Origin of the sequence: Paraperlucidibaca baekdonensis, from assembly GCF_003387535.1 — a bacterium.
In the GTDB taxonomy this organism is placed as follows: domain Bacteria; phylum Pseudomonadota; class Gammaproteobacteria; order Pseudomonadales; family Moraxellaceae; genus Perlucidibaca; species Perlucidibaca baekdonensis.
In genome coordinates this window covers 44,086-63,458 of sequence record NZ_QUNR01000001.1, presented here as the reverse complement: position 1 = coordinate 63,458, position 19,373 = coordinate 44,086, and the positions used below count along the sequence as shown (strand labels likewise).

Here is a 19,373-nt window from a genome sequence, read left to right as displayed (position 1 = left end):
AACAATAACAAATGAGATGAGCCATGAAATCTATTCGCGCCGTCTGTTCGCTTAGCGTGCTCATGAGCACCGCACTGTTGGCCGCCTGTGGCGGCAGCTCCAGCGGTAGCGGGAATAATGGTGCCGCGCGCGAAGGTGAGTACAGCGCCGAGATTGTTCGCACTGAGATGGGCATTCCACACATCACGGCGCGCGATTTTGGCAGCCTAGGTTATGGCCAAGGCTATGCCTTCGCTGAAGACAACCTCTGCACCATGATGGATGACTTCGTCACCATTCGCGGCCAGCGTTCGCGCTTTTTCGGGCCCGATGGCAGCTACCGCATTCCCGCCAATGACAGCGTTGCCGATAACGTCTCCAGCGACTTTTTCTGGAAATTCATCGCCGATGACGCCGCGGTGGAGCGCACCGAGGCGAAAACTATCCCGCGCTTTCAAGAGCTCGTCACTGGCTGGACGGTCGGTTTCAACCGCTATATCGGTGAGCTAAAAGCCGGTGAGCATCCCGGTCGCCATGCTGCTTGCGCCGATGGCGAGTGGCTGCAGCCGATTAGCACCGACGACATGTATCGCCGCTTTGTGCGGCTCTCGGTGTTGGCCAGTAGCTCGGTATTTGTGCAGGAAATCGCCAATGCGCAGCCGCCTGGCCTAAATAACCTGCCGCTGCCCGGCGTGGGTGCGCTGGGCGGGCTATTGCCCGGGCCATTGGGCGATTTGCTGGCGCCCCTGCTCGATGTGTTGGGCGGTCTTGGCCTGCCCTTGGCGCACATCGAGACGCCACGGCGCGCGCAGCCATACACGCCGCAAAACGAAGTGGCGTGGAAGCAACAGGCGCTCGCGGCTAATCCCGGCGCGTTTGCTGACCTGCAAGAGCACGAGCGTTTCGGCAGCAATATGTATGCGTTCGGCAAAGACGCCAGCAATACCGGCAACCCCATTGTCTATGGCAATCCGCATTTTCCGTGGTCGGGCACCGAACGCTTGTGGATTTCGCACAACACCATTCCCGGCAAGTTCGACATCATGGGCTCCTCGCTCTATGGCGTGCCGGCCGTGCTCATTGGCTTCAATAAAAATGTCGCGTGGAGCCACACGGTCTCCACGGCTTACCGCTTCACGCTCTATGAACTGAAGCTGAACCCGCTCAACCCCACGCAATACCTGTACGACGGCGAGATGCGCGACCTCACGGCCGTGCCGCTGACTATTCAGGTGAAAAATGCCGATGGCCAAATTACCGAGCGCACGCGCACGCTCTATAAAAGCCATTTTGGCCCGATGATCACTGTCGGTGCCTCCGGCGTGCCGGTGCTGGCGTGGACACCGGTATTGGCCTATAGCATGCGCGATGCAAATTTAGAAAATGACCGCCTGATCAATCAGTTTGGCCGTTGGAATGAGTCCACTAGCCTCGATGAGTTTATTGGCCTGCAGGCCTCGCAGCTTGGCGTGCCATGGGTCAACACCGTGGCCAGTGGCCCCGGCGGTAAGGTCTATTATGGCGATGTCACGGTGGTACCGAATGTGCCCGACAGCCTCGTCGCCAGCTGTCGTGCGCTGCCATTTAGCTTGGTGATCGATCAAGTCGCCGCCGGCTTGCCTTTGCTCGATGGCAGCCGCTCGGCCTGTGAATGGCTCAACGATGACGACGCGCCTGCGCCCGGTGTTTTTGGTGCTAGCAACCTGCCATCGCTGCAGCGCGATGACTATGTTGCCAACTGTAACGATAGCCATTGGCTGACCAACGCTAACGAGCCGCTGACCGGCTTCGCGCGCATTATTGGCGATGAAAATGCTGAGCGCACATTGCGCACGCGCCTGTGTTTGCTGCAGGCGGAGCGTCGCTTAGATGGCAGCGATGGCCGTCCCGGCACCGGCTTTGATATTGCTACGCTGCAGGATGTGGCGCTGTCGAGCCAGATTTATTCGGCTGAGCTAACGCGCCAAACGGTTGTCGATAGTCTCTGTGCGCAGCCACTGTTGCTCGGTGGTGAGGGACCCGCCAATGGTGCCGATGTTGCTGCGGCGTGCGGCGTGCTGGCGGCCTGGGATGGCAGCGATAATCTGACGTCAGTGGGCAGCCATATTTGGCGTGAGTTTTGGCGCCGTGCTAGCGCCGCGCCATTGGGTCTGCCCATCGCGCTGCCGATTCCCACGCCGGTGACGGATCTGTGGTCGGTGCCGTTTTCTAGTGCCGACCCCATCAATACGCCAAACACACTCAATACCAATGCGCTGACCGTGCAAATGGCCTTTGCTGACGCCATTGCCGCGGTGAAAGCCACAGGCATTCCATTCGATCGACCTTTAGGTGAAATCCAACGCTCCGGTGTCCATGGCGATGCGGTTTTGCCGGTTTTTGGTGGCAGTGGCGGGGCAGGGGCCTTCACGGTAGTATCGACTGTGCCGGAAAATCTGACGTCTGACGGATACACGGTGGAGTACGGCAACAGCTACTTGCAAACAGTGACTTGGGATGCCCAGCGCAATCCGATTGCGGCTGGTTTTATTACCTACTCGCAATCATCAGACCCGGCGAGCCCGCATTTTAAAGACTTCACCGAGGCCTATGGCATGAAGCGCTGGCAGACATTCCCTTTCACGCCGGCACAGATTCAACAACAACAAATTTCTAAAAAGACACTGAGCCAATAAGGCTCACTTGAGGGCAAAACCATGACCGCAGAACAGAATACGCCGGTACAAACCGCGCTCATCCAGCAGGCCTTTGACGCGCATCGCGCCACGGCCATTCGCCTGCGTCAGTCCACGGTCGGTGAGCGTCGCGAGAAAATTCGCAAACTGCGCGACAGTCTGCTGGCGCATCAGCAAGACATTATTGATGCGGGCTATGCCGATTTCCGCAAGCCGCCCACTGAGGTTGAGCTCACCGAAATTTTACCGGTGGTGGCTGAGGCCAACGATGCCATGCGTAATCTCAAAAGTTGGATGAAGCCGCAAGGCGTGTGGCCATCGCGCATGATGTTTGGCACCAAGGGCTATATTCAGTATGAGCCGAAAGGTCGCTGCTTAATCGTTTCGCCGTGGAATTACCCGGTGAACCTCAGTATTGGCCCACTCATTTCTGCCATTGCTGCAGGTAACACGGCCATCATCAAGCCTTCCGAGATGACACCGGCGGCCTCTGCGGTGATTTGTAAAATTGTGCGTGAGGTGTTTGATCCGGCCGAGGTCACGGTATTTGAAGGTGATGCGCCGGTGGCACAGGCGCTCTTGGATCTGCCGTTTGACCATATTTTCTTCACCGGCTCGCCAGCGATTGGCAAAGTCGTGATGGCGGCGGCGGCGAAGCATTTGACCAGCGTCACGCTGGAGCTTGGCGGCAAGTCGCCAACCATTGTCGATGCGTCTGCTGATTTGACTTTGGCGGCGAAAAATATTCTCTGGGCAAAGTTCACCAACAATGGTCAAACCTGCATCGCACCTGATCATATCTACGTACATGCCGATGTGAAGGCCGACTTTGTCGCCGCCTGCACTAAGGTGATGAGTGAGGTCTATGGCGCGCAACCGCAGCAAAGTGAATACCTTGCGCGGATCGTGAATGAGCGCCACACGCAGCGTGTTAAAGGTCTGCTCGATGACGCTGTGAGTAAAGGCGCGCGCGTACTCGCCGGTGGTCATGCCGACACCGCAGACTGCTTTATTTCGCCGACGCTGATTGAAAATATCAGCGCCGATTCAACAATCATGAAAGAAGAAATCTTCGGGCCAATTTTGCCGATTTTCGAATACCGCGACCTTGATGAAGTGATTGGCCGCATCAATGCCGATCAGAAGCCGTTAGCGCTGTATGTGTGGGCGAAAGATGAGGCGGTGATTCAGCGCGTTATGCAAAACACCACGTCGGGTGGTGCGTGTATTAACCATTGCGTGGTGCAGTTTTTACACGGTAACTTGCCTTTTGGTGGTGTCAATAATTCGGGCATGGGCAGCGCGCACGGACACTTTGGTTTTAAGAGCTTTTCGCACGAACGCGCGGTGGTGCGCACGCGTATTATGCTCGCGAAAATGTTCTTCCCGCCCTATACCGCCACGACCCGCAAGCTCATTGGGCTGTTTATGAAAACGGTGTAAGTGCTCGCAATAGGTGACAAATAAAAAGCCCAGCATCTGCCGGGCTTTTTATTTGAGATCGCCAATCGGGCGCAGCGCGCTGCGCTAACCACGATTACGCATCACGCGAGCCTTCTCACGCTTCCAGTCGCGATCTTTTTCAGCATCGCGTTTATCGTGTAATTGCTTCCCTTTAACCAGCGCTATTTCGATCTTGGCGCGACCACCACTCCAATACATGGCGAGCGGAATGCAGGTATGGCCCTTTTGCTTCACCTCGCCAAAGAGCCGGTCTATTTCACGGGCGCGCAGCAGCAGCTTGCGCGTGCGCGTTGGGTCAGCGATAACGTGAGTGGAGGCAGCAATGAGTGGCTGAATATGCACACCAATGACCCAGGCCTCGTTATTTTTCAACAAGACATAGGCGTCGGTTAAGTTGCATTTGCCGGCACGCAGCGATTTGACTTCCCAGCCCAGCAACGACAGTCCGGCCTCGAAACGTTCTTCAATGAAGAATTCGTGGCGGGCGCGGCGGTTGAGGGCAATAGTCGATGATTTAGTTTGGCTCATAGCCGACAATTATAGGCACAATGGTGGCCTTGTGTATCTGCACGAGCCGCTTGAAAATAAGTTTTCCGCTTTCAGCGGTCATTCGCCAGACAACAACAGAGAGTATTCATGACGTCGGTGCCCAATTCTTCATCTCCCTCTTCATTAGCTGTGGCGAATGCCCAAGCGGCGTCGGTTCAAAGCATTGCCGTGGCCATGACGGTGCTGGTATGGGGCGGCCTCATTGGCGCCGGTGTGCTCTGGAATGAGCTGCCATTGTTGGCGCTGTCGGCCCTTCTCGCGGCATGGCCGTTGGCCTTGGCGGAGCGCGCTTTGGCGGTTCGCAGCCAGCGTTCATTGGTCGATGGCATGCAGCAGTTAACACGCGAAAGCGATGCCAATCGGGCTTGGCGCGTCTTGGCGTATAGCGCGCTGCTGGCGGGCTTACTGGCCACCGTGCTAACGGCCACATGGGCTGGCGTGTTATCCACGATGGCGTTGCAAACACTGTTGCAGTCGCAGTCGGGGTGGTTGGCCTCGGCGCTGTTGGTGCCGGCAGTGACGACCGTGGTGGTGTTTTTAGGGCTGCTGCGCTTTATTGGCCACGCCAAGCTCATCGCGTGGTTAGTGCCCATGCTGTTACTCGCTGGCCTTAGTGGCTACTCGCTCTCGCACGATCAGTCCTGGTCAGTGGCCTCGAGTTTGGCGCTGCCAGGCGGTGCCGGATGGTCAGCGGCGTGGCTGCTTGGCGGCCTGCTGGGTGGCGCTGGCTTGATGGCTCGCTGGCCTTGGCAGCAGCACACACCGCGTCAGCCCATTATGCAAATGGCCAGCGCATTATTTGCTGCAGCCATGGTGCTCGCGATCTTGGTGCCCGGCATGACGGCCGTGTTGCTCGCCGCCGTGGCGTGCCTGCTGATGATGTTGATCCTGGCACAGCCGGCGTTGGCCGTGCTCATGGCGCGCGGACTCAGCCGCTGGCCGGCGCTCTTTGTCGTTTTAGTGCTCGTTACTGGGCTCGCCGAGCTGCTCTGGTATACCGGTGGCATCGTGCGGCTACAGCAACTGAGCTTGCTGCTGCTGCTGTGGATGACCGTTAATGCGCTGGTGCTGGCCATCTACGCGGGCTGGGTAATGAAAATGAGCCATGCCCGGAAAGCCCTCAAGTTGCCGAGCGAGGCCGCCTACACTATCTGGCGTATAGCCATTCGCTGGGTGGCGCCGTTGTCACTGCTGGCGGGCGTGGCCATGCTTTTGGGCCTGCTCTAATGCGCGTTGAAATAGCCTATGCCGAGCCTCAGCAACAATGGCTGTGGGCGCGCGAAGTCGCTGAAGGCACGACGCTTGCGGCGTTACTCGATGACGCCGAGATTCGCGCCAAATGCCCAGACCTAATGGCCGATGACTCGCCATTAGCGGTGGGTGTGTGGAGCAAAACGGTGAGTGAGCCGTCCAGCTATGTCTTGGCGGACGGCGATCGCGTGGAGATTTATCGGCCGCTAACGATTGATCCGAAAGCGGCTCGCAAGGCGCGCGCTGAAAAAGCCAAGGCGGCGCGCTGAAGCACGCCGCACGCGGGTTTATTCGGCGGGGCGTTGGCTTTCGAGTGATGATTCGGTGGTACGCACCGCGCCGTCTTTGCTATTGGGCAATGACGTGGTGGTGCTGGGCAGCTTGCCCTCGCGGTCGATATTTGCCACCACGCCATTGGCAAAAAATACACTCAGGCGGCGATGTGGCACTTTTTCCAAGCCAGCTTCTGTAGCGTAGGTGCCGGGTAGGAAGCGGTAGGTGTAGTCCCAGCGCGTGGGGTTGAGTGTGTCGGTGATGAGCGGCGAGCCCAGCACATAGCGCACTTGCGCAGGCGACATGCCGATTTTAATTTTGTCGGCTTGCTCGCTAGTGATGGTTTGGCCTTGCACAACATCGATGCGGTAGGCGCGGAAAACGTTTTTACAGCCTACGCTGCTCAGTACGGCGGCGATGAGGGCAATTGCCAGCAGCTTTTTTTGCATGACCCGAGTGATCCTTGTAAGTTGATCGCGCTATCATACGGCAACCGTAGCGAAGAGACGAACCATGTCAGGAAGTAATCAAGAACTCCGCAAAGCCGGCCTGAAGGTCACCATGCCGCGCGTGAAAATTCTCGAGCTTTTAGAAAGCTCCGATGTCCATCACATGAGTGCCGAGGATGTCTACAAGGCGCTGTTGGCCTCTGGTGAGGATGTTGGCTTGGCCACGGTGTATCGCGTGCTCACGCAGTTTGAGTCGGCTGGCATGGTCGAGCGCCATAACTTTGAGGGCGGTCACTCGGTGTTTGAACTAAGCCAAGGTGAGCACCACGACCACATGGTCTGCGTCGATAGCGGCGATGTCATTGAGTTTTTTGACGCCGAAATCGAGCGGCGCCAACGGGAAGTGGTGAAGGCCCACGGCTACGAGCTGGTGGATCACAACCTGGTGCTTTATGTGCGCCGCTTGGAAGATAAGCCAGTCGACTAAGTCTAGTTGGCCATCAGCGTGCGCGCATGCTCGCGGGTTTCTTCGGTGATGGTCATGCCACCCGACATACGAGCAATTTCCTCAATACGTTCGGCATCACTAAGTGCCACCACGGTGCTGTGCGTTGTGCCATCGACCACGCGTTTTTCCACCCGTAAATGATGGTGGCCACGCGCCGCGACTTGTGGTTGATGCGTAATGCTGAAGACCTGGGCGTTTTCGCCAAGTGCGCGTAATAGGCGCCCAACGACCTCGGCGATGCCGCCACCAATACCCACATCGACTTCATCAAACACCATCACCGGCACGGGCGAATGGCGAGCGTGAACCACTTGGATGCCCAGTGACAGTCGTGACAGCTCGCCGCCTGAAGCAACCTTGCCTAATGGCCGCAAAGGCTGGCCAGGGTTGGCGCTGAAGTGAAATTCAATATCATCCAAACCAATAGCGCTGGGCTTGGCGAGTGGCGTTAGGGTGAGAGCCAAGCGTGCGTTACTCATGCCCAAGCCACTTAAAAACTGCTGAATATCATCGCAGAAACGCGTGGCCGCCTCGCCACGGGCGCGACGCAAAGCAGTCGCATGCGTTTGGTAGCTCTGCTCTGCCGCACGGGCCTGTTCGGCGAGTAAGCCAAGGTCTGCGGCTTCAAGCAGAGCGTCGCGCTCGGCATTCAGTGCATCGTATACGCTCGGCAATGTTTCCGGTGCGACTCGGTGTTTGCGCGCGAGCTGATGGCATTGGCTGAGCCGCTGCTCAAGCTCGGCAAGCTCATTGGGGCTGGCTTCAAGGTCGTCGAGGAAGTGGCGTAACGTGGGCGAAGCTTCTTCAATTTGAATGTGTGCGCTACGCAGCAAATCGATGGCCTCGGCCAGTGCATTGGCGCGCTGAGCGTGCGGCTCGAGCGATCGAATCGCGCGCTGTAGATAGCGGCTGGCGTTGTCATTTTCGCCCTCGCTAATCATGGCTAATGCCTGTTCGCCATCGAGCTGTAAGGTGCCAATGTGCGCGAGTGTGTCATGGCGCTGCTCGAGGCGAGCGTATTCATCGGGGCCAAGATTGAGCTGGCTGAGCTCTTGCAGCAAATGCTCAACAATCTCGAGGCGCGCGGCCTGCTCAGCGCCGGCACGTTCGGCATGGGCAAGCTTGCTAGCGGCCTGCTGCCATTGCGCGTAATGGCCGGAGAGGGCTTTGGCTTCCACGCGCAAGTTGGCAAAGCTATCTAGCATGCTGCGATGGCTGTCTTTGCGCAGCAGCGTTTGGTGTTCATGCTGGCTATGAATATCAATGAGGCGCTCGCCAATGGCGCGTAGATCGCTTAGGTTTGCCGGCCGGCCATTGATATAGGCGCGCGAGCGACCATCCCGGTTAAAGGTTCGGCGCAATGTGCATTCGTCGCTTTCATCTAATTCGCGCTCGATAAGCCACGCTTGTGCTTCAGGCAAGTGGCCAACCAAAAACAAGGCGCTCACATCGGCGCGCTCTGCGCCTGCGCGCACCACCGAACCATCGGCCCGGTCGCCCAAGCAGAGGCCGAGTGCATCCATCAAAATAGACTTGCCGGCGCCGGTCTCGCCGGTGATCACACTAAAGCCCGCGTCGAGCTCCAGTTCAAGATTTTCAACAATGGCAAATTGGCTGATTTTGAGCAGACTCAGCATGGCAGAGATTCCTCAGGGCAATGTTTCAATAATAGGCCAGAGCGTGCCGAGTTGCGATGCGGCGAGGCTGAATTTTCAGTTTGCCCTTGAAATAACCAGCGAAGGTCGCCACCTACATTCTCATCAGTAAATTGCCGAGACAGGAGACTTTTATGAGCGAGCAAACGCCACCAACGCACGACGACGTGCCAGAGCATGAGGCGTCTGAGCAGCCGCAGAGCGTTGAGATGCCCGAATTTGTCGATGACAGCGTAGATGCCGGCATGGCGCGCATCGCTGAGCTTGAAGGTCAGTTAAAGGACTTGCAGCTGCGCACCCAGGCCGATATCCAAAATATCCAGCGTCGTGCTGAGCGCGATGTGACGGCGGCGCATAAATTCGCATTGGAAAAGTTTGCCGGCAGCCTGCTCGATGTCGCGGATAATTTAGAGCGCGCCTTGCAGGCAACGCCTACTGAAGAGCCTGCGCTGCAAGCATTGCATGAAGGTGTGTCGCTCACGCACAAGTTATTTGTCGATACGCTCAAGCGTTTCGGTGTTGAGGCGGTCGACCCACTCGGTGAGCCGTTTAATCCGGAGTTGCATCAGGCGGTATCAACACAGCCCTCCACCACCGCTGAGCCAAACTCAGTCACGGCGGTCTTTCAAAAAGGCTACACCTTGTCGGGGCGTCTGTTGCGCCCAGCGATGGTGGTTGTCGCGAGCGCTGGCTAAAGAAATTTCCACTAGCAACCAGTGGTCAGGCTTGAAATCGATGATTGCAGCCTCATATCACTAACAAGGCACCAGCAACGTGCCATTAATCATTAACACAGCCGCGGCACCGAGCGTCGGGCGAGTAGGAGAGCATAATGGGTAAAATTATTGGGATTGACTTAGGCACCACCAACAGCTGCGTCGCGATTTTAGATGGCGATAAAGTTAAAGTCATTGAAAACGCGGAAGGCGCGCGCACTACGCCGTCGATTGTCGCTTTCACCGACAACGAAGTGTTAGTCGGTGCTGGCGCAAAGCGTCAAGCAGTCACCAACCCCACCAACACACTGTTTGCAGTAAAGCGTTTGATTGGCCGTAAGTTCAAAGATGACATCGTGCAAAAAGACATCAAAATGGTGCCATATAGCATTGTGGCGGCCGATAACGGCGATGCGTGGGTGGAAGTGAAGGGTGACAAAAAAGCGCCGCCTCAAATCTCCGCTGAAGTCTTGAAGAAAATGAAAAAAACCGCCGAGGATTATCTTGGCGAGGCGGTTACTGAAGCGGTTATCACCGTGCCTGCTTACTTCAATGACTCACAACGTCAGGCCACTAAAGATGCCGGCCGTATTGCGGGCCTGGATGTTAAGCGCATTATCAATGAGCCAACCGCTGCAGCCTTGGCCTTTGGCATGGACAAAAAAGAAGGCGATCGCAAAATTGCGGTGTATGACCTGGGTGGCGGTACATTTGACGTATCGATCATTGAAATTGCTGAAGTCGATGGCGAGCACCAGTTCGAAGTGTTATCGACCAACGGCGATACCTTCTTAGGTGGCGAAGATTTCGATTTGCGCTTGATCGATTATTTGGCGGATGAGTTCAAGAAAGAGTCAGGCATTGACTTGCATAGCGACCCATTGGCATTACAGCGCTTAAAAGAAGCTGCTGAGAAAGCCAAAATTGAGCTGTCAACGAGTACACAGACCGACGTTAACCTGCCTTACATCACCGCTGATGCATCAGGTCCTAAGCATTTAAATGTGAAAGTCACGCGCGCCAAGCTTGAGGCGTTGGTGGAAGATTTAGTGGCCCGTACCATTGAGCCATGCCGTGTGGCGCTCAGCGACGCAGGCCTGAAAGTCGGCGATATTAGCGATGTGATTTTGGTCGGTGGTCAGATTCGTATGCCCCTAGTGATGGAGCGTGTGAAGGCTTTCTTTGGCCAAGAACCACGCCGCGATGTGAACCCCGATGAAGCCGTGGCCATTGGCGCTGCATACCAAGGCGCTGTGTTGGCGGGCGATGTGAAAGATGTGTTGCTGCTCGATGTCACACCATTGAGCTTAGGCATTGAAACCATGGGTGGCGTGATGACGGTGTTGATTGAGAAAAACACCACCATTCCTACGAAAAAGCAGCAGGTGTTCTCCACGGCCGACGATAACCAAGCAGCGGTGACGATTCACGTGGTGCAAGGCGAGCGCAAGCAAGCTGTGCAAAATAAATCATTAGGCCGTTTCGATTTGGCTGATATTCCGCCGGCACCACGCGGCATGCCGCAAATTGAAGTGACGTTTGATATCGACGCCAATGGCATTTTGAACGTGGGCGCGAAAGATAAAGCCACGGGCAAAGAGCAGAGCATCATCATTAAAGCCAACTCTGGTTTGAGCGATGAAGAAGTCGAAAAAATGGTGCGTGATGCCGAAGCCAATGCCGAGGAAGATAAAAAGTTTGCCGAGTTAGTGGAGTCGCGCAACCAAGCCGACCAGCTCGTGCATTCGACGAAAAAAGCCATTGCCGATCTTGGCGACAAAGTTAGCGAAGAAGAGAAGGCGACGGTTGAAGCAGAGATGGCGAAGGTGGAAGAAGCCATCAAAGCCAACGACAAGGAGCAAATTGACGCGGCTGTTGAGGCGCTGAGCAATGCGTCCATGCCGATCATGCAGAAAATGTATGCTGATCAAGCTGGCGATGCCGCCGGTGCAGCGGGTGCGGGCGAAGAGGCCGCCGCTGAGCCGAAGCGTGATGACGGCGCCGTCGATGCTGAGTTTGAAGAAGTTAAAGACGAGAAAAAATAAGCTCGTTTGATGCTGAAGTAACGCAGGCGCGGGGATATCCCCGCGTTTGTATTTATACGATGAAAGCGCGATTTTGCGTGAGTGCTTGAGGGAAGAGAGATGGCCAAGCGTGATTTTTACGACGTATTGGGTGTGCAAAAAAATGCCACTGCCGATGAGATGAAAAAAGCCTATCGGCGCTTAGCGATGAAGCATCACCCTGATCGCAACCCCGATAGCAAAGAAGCCGAAGACAAATTTAAAGAGGCCAATGAGGCCTATGAAATACTTTCCGATGCCGATAAGCGCGCTGCCTACGATCGGTATGGCCACGCTGGCGTAGACCCCAATATGGGCGGCGGCGGTGGCGCTGGTGGCGCCGGTTTTGGTGATATTTTTGGCGATGTCTTTGGTGATATTTTCGGTGGCGGCGGTCGCGGCGGTGGCCAACAGCGTAGCAATCGCGGCTCCGATTTAGGCTACACCTTAGAGCTAGATTTAGAAGAGGCCGTGCGTGGCACGAAAGTCCAAATTCGCGTGCCGACCATGTCGGAGTGCGAGCCCTGCGATGGCTCCGGTGCGAAAAAAGGCACCAGCGCAAGTCCCTGCCGAAGCTGTAATGGCAGCGGCCAAGTACGTGTTCAGCAAGGCTTCTTTGTGATGAGTCAAACCTGCCCCAGCTGTCATGGTCGCGGCAGTGTGATCACCGACCCATGCGGCAGTTGTCGTGGTGAAGGTCGAGTGCGTAAGCAAAAGACCTTAGAAGTAAAAATCCCAGCCGGTGTTGATACCGGCGATCGCATTCGCCTCACGGGCGAAGGCGAGGCGGGCGCGCAGGGCGGCCCAGCGGGCGACCTGTATGTGCAAGTGTCGGTACGTGAGCATCGTATTTTCAAGCGCGATGGCGCCGATCTGTATTGCGAAGTGCCAATCGATTTTGCCGATGCCGCATTGGGTGGTGAGCTGGAAGTGCCCACCCTCGATGGCCGCGTGAAGTTGCGCATCCCCGAGGGTGCGCAAACCGGTAAGCTATTTCGCTTGAAGGGCAAGGGCGTGAAGCCAATTCGCGCCCACGCACCAGGCGATATGCTGTGTCGCGTGATTGTGGAAACGCCGGTGAACTTGAGCAGCGAGCAAAAAGACATGCTGCGCCAGTTTAAGCAAACCATGAGCGGTGACGACAACAAGCAATCGCCCAATAAAGAGTCCTTCTTTAGTGCTGTGCGTAAGTTTTTTGATGAGATGACAAAATGACACGAATTGCCATTTGTGGTGCTGGCGGGCGCATGGGGCGGGCCTTGATCGCCGCTGTGCATGCAGCTGAGGGCGTGCAGTTAAGTGCCGCCATTGAGCGCAATGGCTCGGAGTTTTTAGGCCAAGATGCGGGTGAGCTGGCGGGTGTTGGCCGGCTCGGCGTGAGCATTACGGATGACTTGGCGCAGGTCGATTTTGATGTCGCCATTGACTTCACCGCGCCAGCCGCCACGATCATCCATGCCGGTGTGTGTCAGCGTTTGGGGCGCGGCTTGGTGATTGGCACCACCGGGCTCAATGCTGAGCAAAAAGCCGAGCTAGCGGCGCTTAGCGCCGAGCAGGCCATGGTGTATTCGGGCAACTACTCGGTCGGCGTCAATGTCTCATTGAAAATGTTGGAGCTGGCGGCGAAAGCTTTTGGTGACAGCGTCGATATCGATGTGCTGGAGGCGCACCATCGCCACAAAGTTGATGCGCCCTCGGGTACCGCGCTGATGATGGGTGAAGCCGTGGCGAGTGCGTTAGGTCGTAATCTCGATGAGGTCGCGGTCTATGCGCGCCACGGCCACACCGGCGCCCGCGAACGTCAGCAGATTGGTTTTCAAACGCTGCGCGGTGGCGATACCGTGGGCGATCACACGGTATTTTTCTTTGGTGAAGGCGAGCGCGTGGAAGTCCGCCATGTCGCCACCAATCGAGCCAATTTCGCCACCGGTGCGGTGCGTTCAGCGCGCTGGCTTGCGTCAGATAAGACCGCGCAAACGCCAGCGCTATACTCCATGCAAGACGTGCTCGGCCTGTCTTAAGCATCTGCTGAGCCCGCGCATTTAGCCGTGCCTTTGGTTGGACAGCGCGGTCGCATCTGCGTAGAATGCCGTTTCAAATCGTGCCAGCGTGCAACCCCTATATGGATACAACGAGAAGGATAGTCATCGCTTCTCGTTTTTTTGCACGCGCGCTTAACTAAAATCGCTTTGTGGAGGTCGGTTTGAGCAACGTTGCCATTCTTGCGCTAGAAGACGGAAGTGTTTTCAAGGGCGTATCTATTGGGGCTGATGGACAGTCCTCTGGCGAGGTGGTGTTCAACACCGCCATGACCGGCTATCAAGAAATCCTCACCGACCCATCGTATTGCCAGCAAATGGTCACGCTGACTTATCCGCACATCGGCAATACTGGCGTGAACAGCGAAGATAACGAGTCTACGCAGGTCTGGGCTGCCGGCTTAATCATCCGCGATTTGCCGCTATTGGCCAGTAACTGGCGCATGATCGAGACGTTGCCGCAGTATTTGCTGCGCAATGGCGTGGTGGCGATTGCGGACATTGATACGCGCCGCCTAACGCGCATTTTGCGTGAAAAAGGTGCGCAGAATGGTGTCATCGTGGCCGGTGCAGCGGCTGTTGCTGATGGCGCCGTGGAGGCAGCCATCGCCGCGGCCAAGCAAGTGCCTAGCCTGAAAGGTGCCGATCTGGCGCAAGTGGTGAGTAGCGATAAAGCCTATCAATGGATACAGGGCAGCTGGACCTTAGCCAGCGGCTATCAAGAGCCCAGTGAGGCGCCGCGCTTTAAGGTCGTGGCTTATGACTTTGGCGTGAAGCAAAATATTCTGCGCTTGCTCGCCGATCGCGGCTGCGAGCTCACCGTGGTGCCGGCGAAAACGCCTGCCGCCGACGTTTTGGCGATGAATCCTGATGGCATTTTCCTCTCCAATGGCCCAGGCGACCCCGAGCCCTGCGACTACGCCATCGATGCCATTAAAGCCTTTTTGGAAACTGACATTCCGGTGTTTGGCATCTGCTTAGGCCACCAGCTGCTGGCGCTGGCATCCGGTGCGAAAACCTTGAAAATGAAGTTTGGCCATCACGGCGCTAACCATCCGGTGCAAGACATCGATGCCGGGCGCGTCATGATCACCAGCCAAAACCACGGCTTTGCGGTCGACGAAGCGTCATTGCCAGCGACCTTGCGCGTGACCCACAAATCACTCTTCGATGGTTCGCTGCAAGGCATTCATCGCACCGATAAACCGGCGTTCAGCTTTCAGGGTCACCCTGAGGCCAGTCCCGGCCCGAACGATGCGCAGCCCTTGTTCGACCATTTTATTGAATTGATGCAGGCTCGGAAGTAAGACATGCCAAAGCGTACTGATATCCAAAGCATTCTCATCATCGGCGCTGGTCCGATTGTCATTGGTCAGGCCTGTGAGTTCGATTACTCCGGCGCGCAGGCGTGTAAGGCGCTGCGTGAAGAGGGTTACCGCGTTATTTTGGTGAACTCCAATCCGGCCACCATCATGACCGACCCGTCGATGGCCGACTCGACGTATATCGAGCCGATCACGTGGCAGACCGTCGCGCAAATCATCGAAAAAGAGCGCCCCGATGCGCTGCTGCCAACCATGGGTGGCCAGACTGCGCTGAACTGCGCACTCGCCCTCGACAAAGAAGGTGTGCTGGCGAAGTTCGGTGTTGAGCTAATCGGTGCCTCGAAAGAAGCTATCCGCATGGCTGAAGACCGCAAGCTCTTTGACCAAGCCATGCGCCGTATTGGCCTGGAGTGTCCGCGTGCGGGTATTGCCACCAATATGGACGAGGCCTTTGCGGTGCTCGAAACCACAGGCTTTCCCTCGATTATCCGTCCATCATTTACCATGGGCGGCTCGGGTGGCGGTATTGCCTATAACCGCGAAGAGTTCATCGAGATTTGCGAGCGTGGTCTGGATCTGTCGCCGACCAACGAGCTGCTCATTGATGAGTCGCTGATTGGCTGGAAAGAGTACGAGATGGAAGTTGTGCGTGACCGCAATGACAACTGCATCATCGTCTGCGCCATTGAAAACTTCGACGCCATGGGCGTGCACACCGGCGACTCGATCACCGTGGCACCCGCGCAAACGCTGACCGATAAAGAATATCAAATCATGCGTGACGCCTCTTGCGCGGTGTTGCGTGAGATTGGCGTGGAAACCGGCGGCTCCAATGTGCAGTTTGGTATTAGCCCGCACGATGGCCGCATGGTGGTCATCGAGATGAATCCGCGCGTGTCGCGTTCCTCGGCGCTGGCCTCAAAAGCCACCGGCTTTCCGATTGCTAAAGTTGCGGCGAAATTGGCCGTTGGCTACACCCTCGATGAGCTGAAAAACGACATCACCGGTGGCCGCACGCCAGCGTCATTTGAGCCATCGATTGATTATGTGGTCACCAAAATTCCACGCTTCAACTTCGAGAAGTTCGCGCAAGCTGAGCCGCGCCTGACCACGCAAATGAAGTCAGTCGGTGAGGTAATGGCGATTGGTCGTACCTTCCAAGAGTCCTTGCAGAAAGCCTTGCGCGGCTTAGAAGTCAGCTCTGATGGCTTTAACCCGATGCTCAGCGCCAGCGATGCCAATGCCGATGCCAAGCTCCGCAATGAGCTATCAAACCCCGGCCCTGAGCGTATTTGGTATATCGGCGATGCTTTCCGTATGGGCCTGCGCATCGACGAAGTGCATCAGCTTACCGGTGTCGATCCCTGGTTTTTGGTGCAGATCGAAGACATCATCAAGGCTGAGGCCGAGGTGACGCAACTTGGCTTTGCCGGTCTTGATCGCGATGCCATGTGGCGCTTCAAGCGTAAGGGTTTTGCCGATAGTCGTTTGGCCACGCTCATTGGCGTCTCCGAAAAAGAGCTGCGTAAACGGCGCTGGAGCCAGGGCATCAACCCGGTCTATAAGCGCGTCGATACCTGTGCTGCCGAGTTTGCGACCAGCACCGCCTATATGTATTCGACCTACGAAGAAACCTGCGAGGCTGAGCCAAGCAACCGCGATAAAATCATGGTGCTCGGTGGTGGTCCGAACCGCATTGGGCAAGGCATTGAGTTTGACTATTGCTGCGTGCATGCGGCGTTAGCGATGCGCGAAGATGGTTTTGAGACCATCATGGTCAACTGCAATCCCGAAACCGTCTCCACCGATTACGACACCTCCGATCGTCTGTATTTCGAGCCGGTCACGCTGGAAGATGTGTTAGAAATTGCCGCGCTCGAGAAGCCCAAAGGCGTCATCGTGCAATACGGCGGCCAGACCCCGCTGAAGCTTGCGCGTGCCCTTGAGGCGGCGGGTGTGCCGATCATCGGTACGTCCCCCGATGCCATTGACCGTGCCGAAGACCGTGAACGTTTCCAGCAAATGGTTGAGCGTCTGAATCTATTGCAGCCGCCGAATCGCTTGGCGCGCTCGACTGAAGAGGGCCTGTTGCTGGCCTCGGAAGTCGGCTACCCATTGGTGGTGCGCCCAAGCTATGTGCTTGGCGGTCGCGCCATGGAAATCGTCTTCAATGATGCGGAGCTGGCGCGCTATCTGCGCGAAGCCGTGAGCGCCTCCAACGAGTCGCCGGTGCTGCTCGATCGCTTCTTAGATGATGCCATCGAGGTCGATGTCGACTGCGTGAGCGACGGCAAGACCGTGGTTATCGGCGGCATCATGCAGCATATCGAGCAGGCCGGCATTCACTCCGGCGACTCGGCGTGCTCATTACCGCCCTACAACCTGTCGGCTGAGCTGCAAGATGTTATGCGCGCGCAAACCATCGCGATGGCGCGCGAGCTCGGCGTTATCGGCTTAATGAACGTACAATTTGCCGTGAAGGGCAATGACGTCTATGTGCTCGAGGTCAATCCACGTGCCTCGCGCACCGTGCCCTTTGTCTCGAAGTGCATTGGCACCTCGCTGGCGAAAGTGGCGGCGCGTTGCATGGCTGGCAAGTCCTTGCAAGATCAGGGCTTTACTAAAGAGATCGTGCCGAACTATTACAGCGTCAAAGAAGCGGTATTCCCGTTTGCCAAGTTCCCCGGCGTAGACCCCATTTTAGGCCCAGAAATGAAGTCGACAGGCGAGGTTATGGGCTCTGGCGCGACCTTTGCTGAAGCCTTCCATAAAGCAGTTTTAGGCTCTAATGAGCGCCTGCCAACCAGCGGCTGTGTGTTTTTATCGGTGCGTGACTCCGATAAGCCGCACGTCTCCCGCGTGGCTGGCGAGTTAGCTGGCCTGGGCTTCACGCTAGTCGCCACGAGTGGCACGCAAAAAGTCTTGGCTGATGCGGGTATTGCCTGCAAGCGCGTCAATAAAGTTACGGAAGGCCGTCCGCATATTGTCGATATGTTGAAGAACGGCAGCATCAGCTTCATCATTAACACCACGGAAGGCAAGCAGGCTCAAGAAGACTCATTCTCGATTCGTCGCAGTGCCTTGCAAGGCAAGGTTTACTACACGACCACGCTGAGCGGCGCTGAGGCCGTCAGCCAATCGCTGCGATCGACGGATGCGTTAACGGTGCGCCGCTTACAGGATCTCCACGAGGGGCTTTGATATGCAACGATACCCAATGACGGTGCAAGGCGCAGAAGCGCTAAAGGCCGAGCTGATTAAGTTAAAAGGCACCGATCGCCCAGCGGTCGTTGCCGCGATTGCGGAAGCGCGTGCGCACGGCGACTTGAAAGAAAATGCCGAATACCACGCCGCACGTGAGCAACAAGGCTTTATTGAGGGGCGCATTCAAGATATCGAAGGCAAGCTCTCAAATGTGCAAGTCATTGATATCTTGCAAATGCCAAAAACTGGCAAGGTGATTTTTGGTGCCACGGTCGACATTGAAAATATCGATACCGGCGAGACCAAGACCTATCACATCGTGGGCGATGACGAAGCCGACTTTAAAATCGGCAAAATCTCAGTCAATTCGCCCATTGCGCGCGGTCTCATTGGCAAAAGCGAAGGCGATGATGCCGTGATTGAAACGCCCGGTGGCCGAGTCGAATACGAAGTTGTCGCGGTTCGCTACGAATAATCCTGCGATCACTGATCGCGCGTGAGACCTTAAGCTATGAGTGTTAAACGCGCGCACGTGCTTCAGCATGTTGTGTTTGAGGGGCCTGGGCATATCGCCGACTGGCTCTCGGCCCAAGGTGCGGAGGTCACAACGACCGCATGGTATAGCGGCGATCGAGCCCTGCCTGACCTAGATGACATTGACCTGTTGCTCTGCCTTGGCGGGCCAATGAGCGTCCATGACAACGAGCAATACCCGTGGCTTGCCGATGAGCGCGCGTATTTGCAAGAGGCCATTGCGCGGGGCGTACCAACATTGGGCATATGCCTTGGTGCACAGCAAATGGCCTTGTGCATGGGGGCTGACGTGACGAAAAACCCTGTGCGAGAAATCGGCTGGTATCCCTTAGTAGCGACTGATGCCGCCGCAGATGTGCCTGCGGTGTGGGATGATTTGTGTGTGCTGCATTGGCATAGTGAGACATTTTCACTGCCGGCAGGCGCCCAACAGCTTGCCAGCAGCGCAGCCTGCGCGACGCAAGCGGTGCTCATGGGGCCACGCGCTTTAGCGCTGCAATGTCATTTGGAAATTACCACAGTAGGGTTGGAGGCATTAACCCTGCAGTGTGCAGATGAGCTGACGAAAAAAGGGCCGTCGGTGCAAGCCGCTGAGACCTTGCTGCAATGGCCGAGCGCCACTTATCACGAGATGCATGACGCGCTCACCAGGCTGCTGTCGTGGCTCACTTCGCCAACGCAATAGCTTC

16 protein-coding genes are annotated in these 19,373 nt (G+C 56.5%); 13 read left to right on the top strand and 3 right to left on the bottom strand.

The window, feature by feature from the left end; all coding sequences use genetic code 11:
- The first annotated feature begins 23 nt into the window (after positions 1–23).
- Positions 24–2,654 (top strand): penicillin acylase family protein, encoded by a 2,631-nt coding sequence (locus DFR26_RS00285; protein WP_116206958.1) that lies wholly within the window; start codon positions 24–26, stop codon positions 2,652–2,654.
- Positions 2,655–2,675: 21 nt separating this feature from the next.
- Positions 2,676–4,097, top strand: coding sequence for an aldehyde dehydrogenase family protein (locus tag DFR26_RS00280; protein ID WP_116206957.1), 1,422 nt, complete (start codon positions 2,676–2,678; stop codon positions 4,095–4,097).
- An 84-nt stretch (positions 4,098–4,181) separates the two neighbouring features.
- Here the strand turns inward: DFR26_RS00280 and smpB are convergent, their stop codons facing one another.
- Positions 4,182–4,646, bottom strand: coding sequence for an SsrA-binding protein SmpB (gene smpB, locus DFR26_RS00275; protein WP_116206956.1), 465 nt, complete (start codon positions 4,644–4,646; stop codon positions 4,182–4,184).
- A 108-nt stretch (positions 4,647–4,754) separates the two neighbouring features.
- On the opposite strand from smpB, the gene DFR26_RS00270 reads away from it, so the two are divergent.
- Both DFR26_RS00270 and DFR26_RS00265 read left to right on the top strand, forming a co-directional pair.
- Positions 4,755–5,894: a hypothetical protein gene (locus DFR26_RS00270; protein WP_116206955.1), complete on the top strand. Its 1,140-nt coding sequence runs from the start codon at positions 4,755–4,757 to the stop codon at positions 5,892–5,894.
- Positions 5,894–6,187 (top strand): RnfH family protein, encoded by a 294-nt coding sequence (locus tag DFR26_RS00265; RefSeq protein ID WP_116206954.1) that lies wholly within the window; start codon positions 5,894–5,896, stop codon positions 6,185–6,187. Before DFR26_RS00270 ends, DFR26_RS00265 begins: the two co-directional genes overlap by 1 nt.
- A gap of 18 nt (positions 6,188–6,205) precedes the next feature.
- Here the strand turns inward: DFR26_RS00265 and DFR26_RS00260 are convergent, their stop codons facing one another.
- The gene (locus DFR26_RS00260; RefSeq protein ID WP_116206953.1) at positions 6,206–6,640 is read right to left on the bottom strand and encodes an outer membrane protein assembly factor BamE; all 435 of its coding nucleotides are present in this window, start codon (positions 6,638–6,640) and stop codon (positions 6,206–6,208) included.
- 64 nt (positions 6,641–6,704) lie between these two features.
- Here DFR26_RS00260 and fur point away from each other — a divergent pair, with 64 nt between their 5' ends.
- A complete protein-coding gene (gene fur / locus DFR26_RS00255; protein WP_116206952.1) occupies positions 6,705–7,127 on the top strand; it encodes a ferric iron uptake transcriptional regulator in 423 nt (140 codons plus the stop codon).
- Positions 7,128–7,129: 2 nt separating this feature from the next.
- Here fur and recN read toward each other — a convergent pair whose 3' ends face one another.
- Entirely contained in the window at positions 7,130–8,785 is a 1,656-nt protein-coding gene (gene recN, locus DFR26_RS00250; RefSeq protein WP_116206951.1) for a DNA repair protein RecN, read from the bottom strand.
- Between the two features lie 152 nt (positions 8,786–8,937).
- Here recN and grpE point away from each other — a divergent pair, with 152 nt between their 5' ends.
- The 8 genes from grpE to DFR26_RS00210 all read left to right on the top strand — a co-directional run bounded on the left by grpE (position 8,938) and on the right by DFR26_RS00210 (position 19,369).
- The gene (gene grpE / locus DFR26_RS00245) at positions 8,938–9,498 is read left to right on the top strand and encodes a nucleotide exchange factor GrpE (protein ID WP_116206950.1); all 561 of its coding nucleotides are present in this window, start codon (positions 8,938–8,940) and stop codon (positions 9,496–9,498) included.
- A gap of 137 nt (positions 9,499–9,635) precedes the next feature.
- Positions 9,636–11,564, top strand: coding sequence for a molecular chaperone DnaK (gene dnaK, locus DFR26_RS00240; protein WP_116206949.1), 1,929 nt, complete (start codon positions 9,636–9,638; stop codon positions 11,562–11,564).
- A gap of 99 nt (positions 11,565–11,663) precedes the next feature.
- Positions 11,664–12,797: a molecular chaperone DnaJ gene (dnaJ, locus tag DFR26_RS00235; protein ID WP_116206948.1), complete on the top strand. Its 1,134-nt coding sequence runs from the start codon at positions 11,664–11,666 to the stop codon at positions 12,795–12,797.
- Positions 12,794–13,603 carry a 4-hydroxy-tetrahydrodipicolinate reductase gene (gene dapB / locus DFR26_RS00230; RefSeq protein ID WP_116206947.1) on the top strand — a complete coding sequence of 270 codons (810 nt, stop codon included), beginning with the start codon at positions 12,794–12,796 and terminating at the stop codon, positions 13,601–13,603. Before dnaJ ends, dapB begins: the two co-directional genes overlap by 4 nt.
- 182 nt (positions 13,604–13,785) lie before the next feature.
- Entirely contained in the window at positions 13,786–14,928 is a 1,143-nt protein-coding gene (carA, locus tag DFR26_RS00225; protein WP_116207596.1) for a glutamine-hydrolyzing carbamoyl-phosphate synthase small subunit, read from the top strand.
- 3 nt (positions 14,929–14,931) lie between these two features.
- Positions 14,932–18,147 carry a carbamoyl-phosphate synthase large subunit gene (gene carB / locus DFR26_RS00220; RefSeq protein ID WP_116206946.1) on the top strand — a complete coding sequence of 1,072 codons (3,216 nt, stop codon included), beginning with the start codon at positions 14,932–14,934 and terminating at the stop codon, positions 18,145–18,147.
- A gap of 1 nt (position 18,148) precedes the next feature.
- Positions 18,149–18,625 (top strand): transcription elongation factor GreA, encoded by a 477-nt coding sequence (gene greA, locus DFR26_RS00215; RefSeq protein ID WP_116206945.1) that lies wholly within the window; start codon positions 18,149–18,151, stop codon positions 18,623–18,625.
- Positions 18,626–18,661: 36 nt separating this feature from the next.
- Positions 18,662–19,369 (top strand): type 1 glutamine amidotransferase, encoded by a 708-nt coding sequence (locus DFR26_RS00210; RefSeq protein WP_116206944.1) that lies wholly within the window; start codon positions 18,662–18,664, stop codon positions 19,367–19,369.
- Positions 19,370–19,373 lie beyond the last annotated feature (4 nt).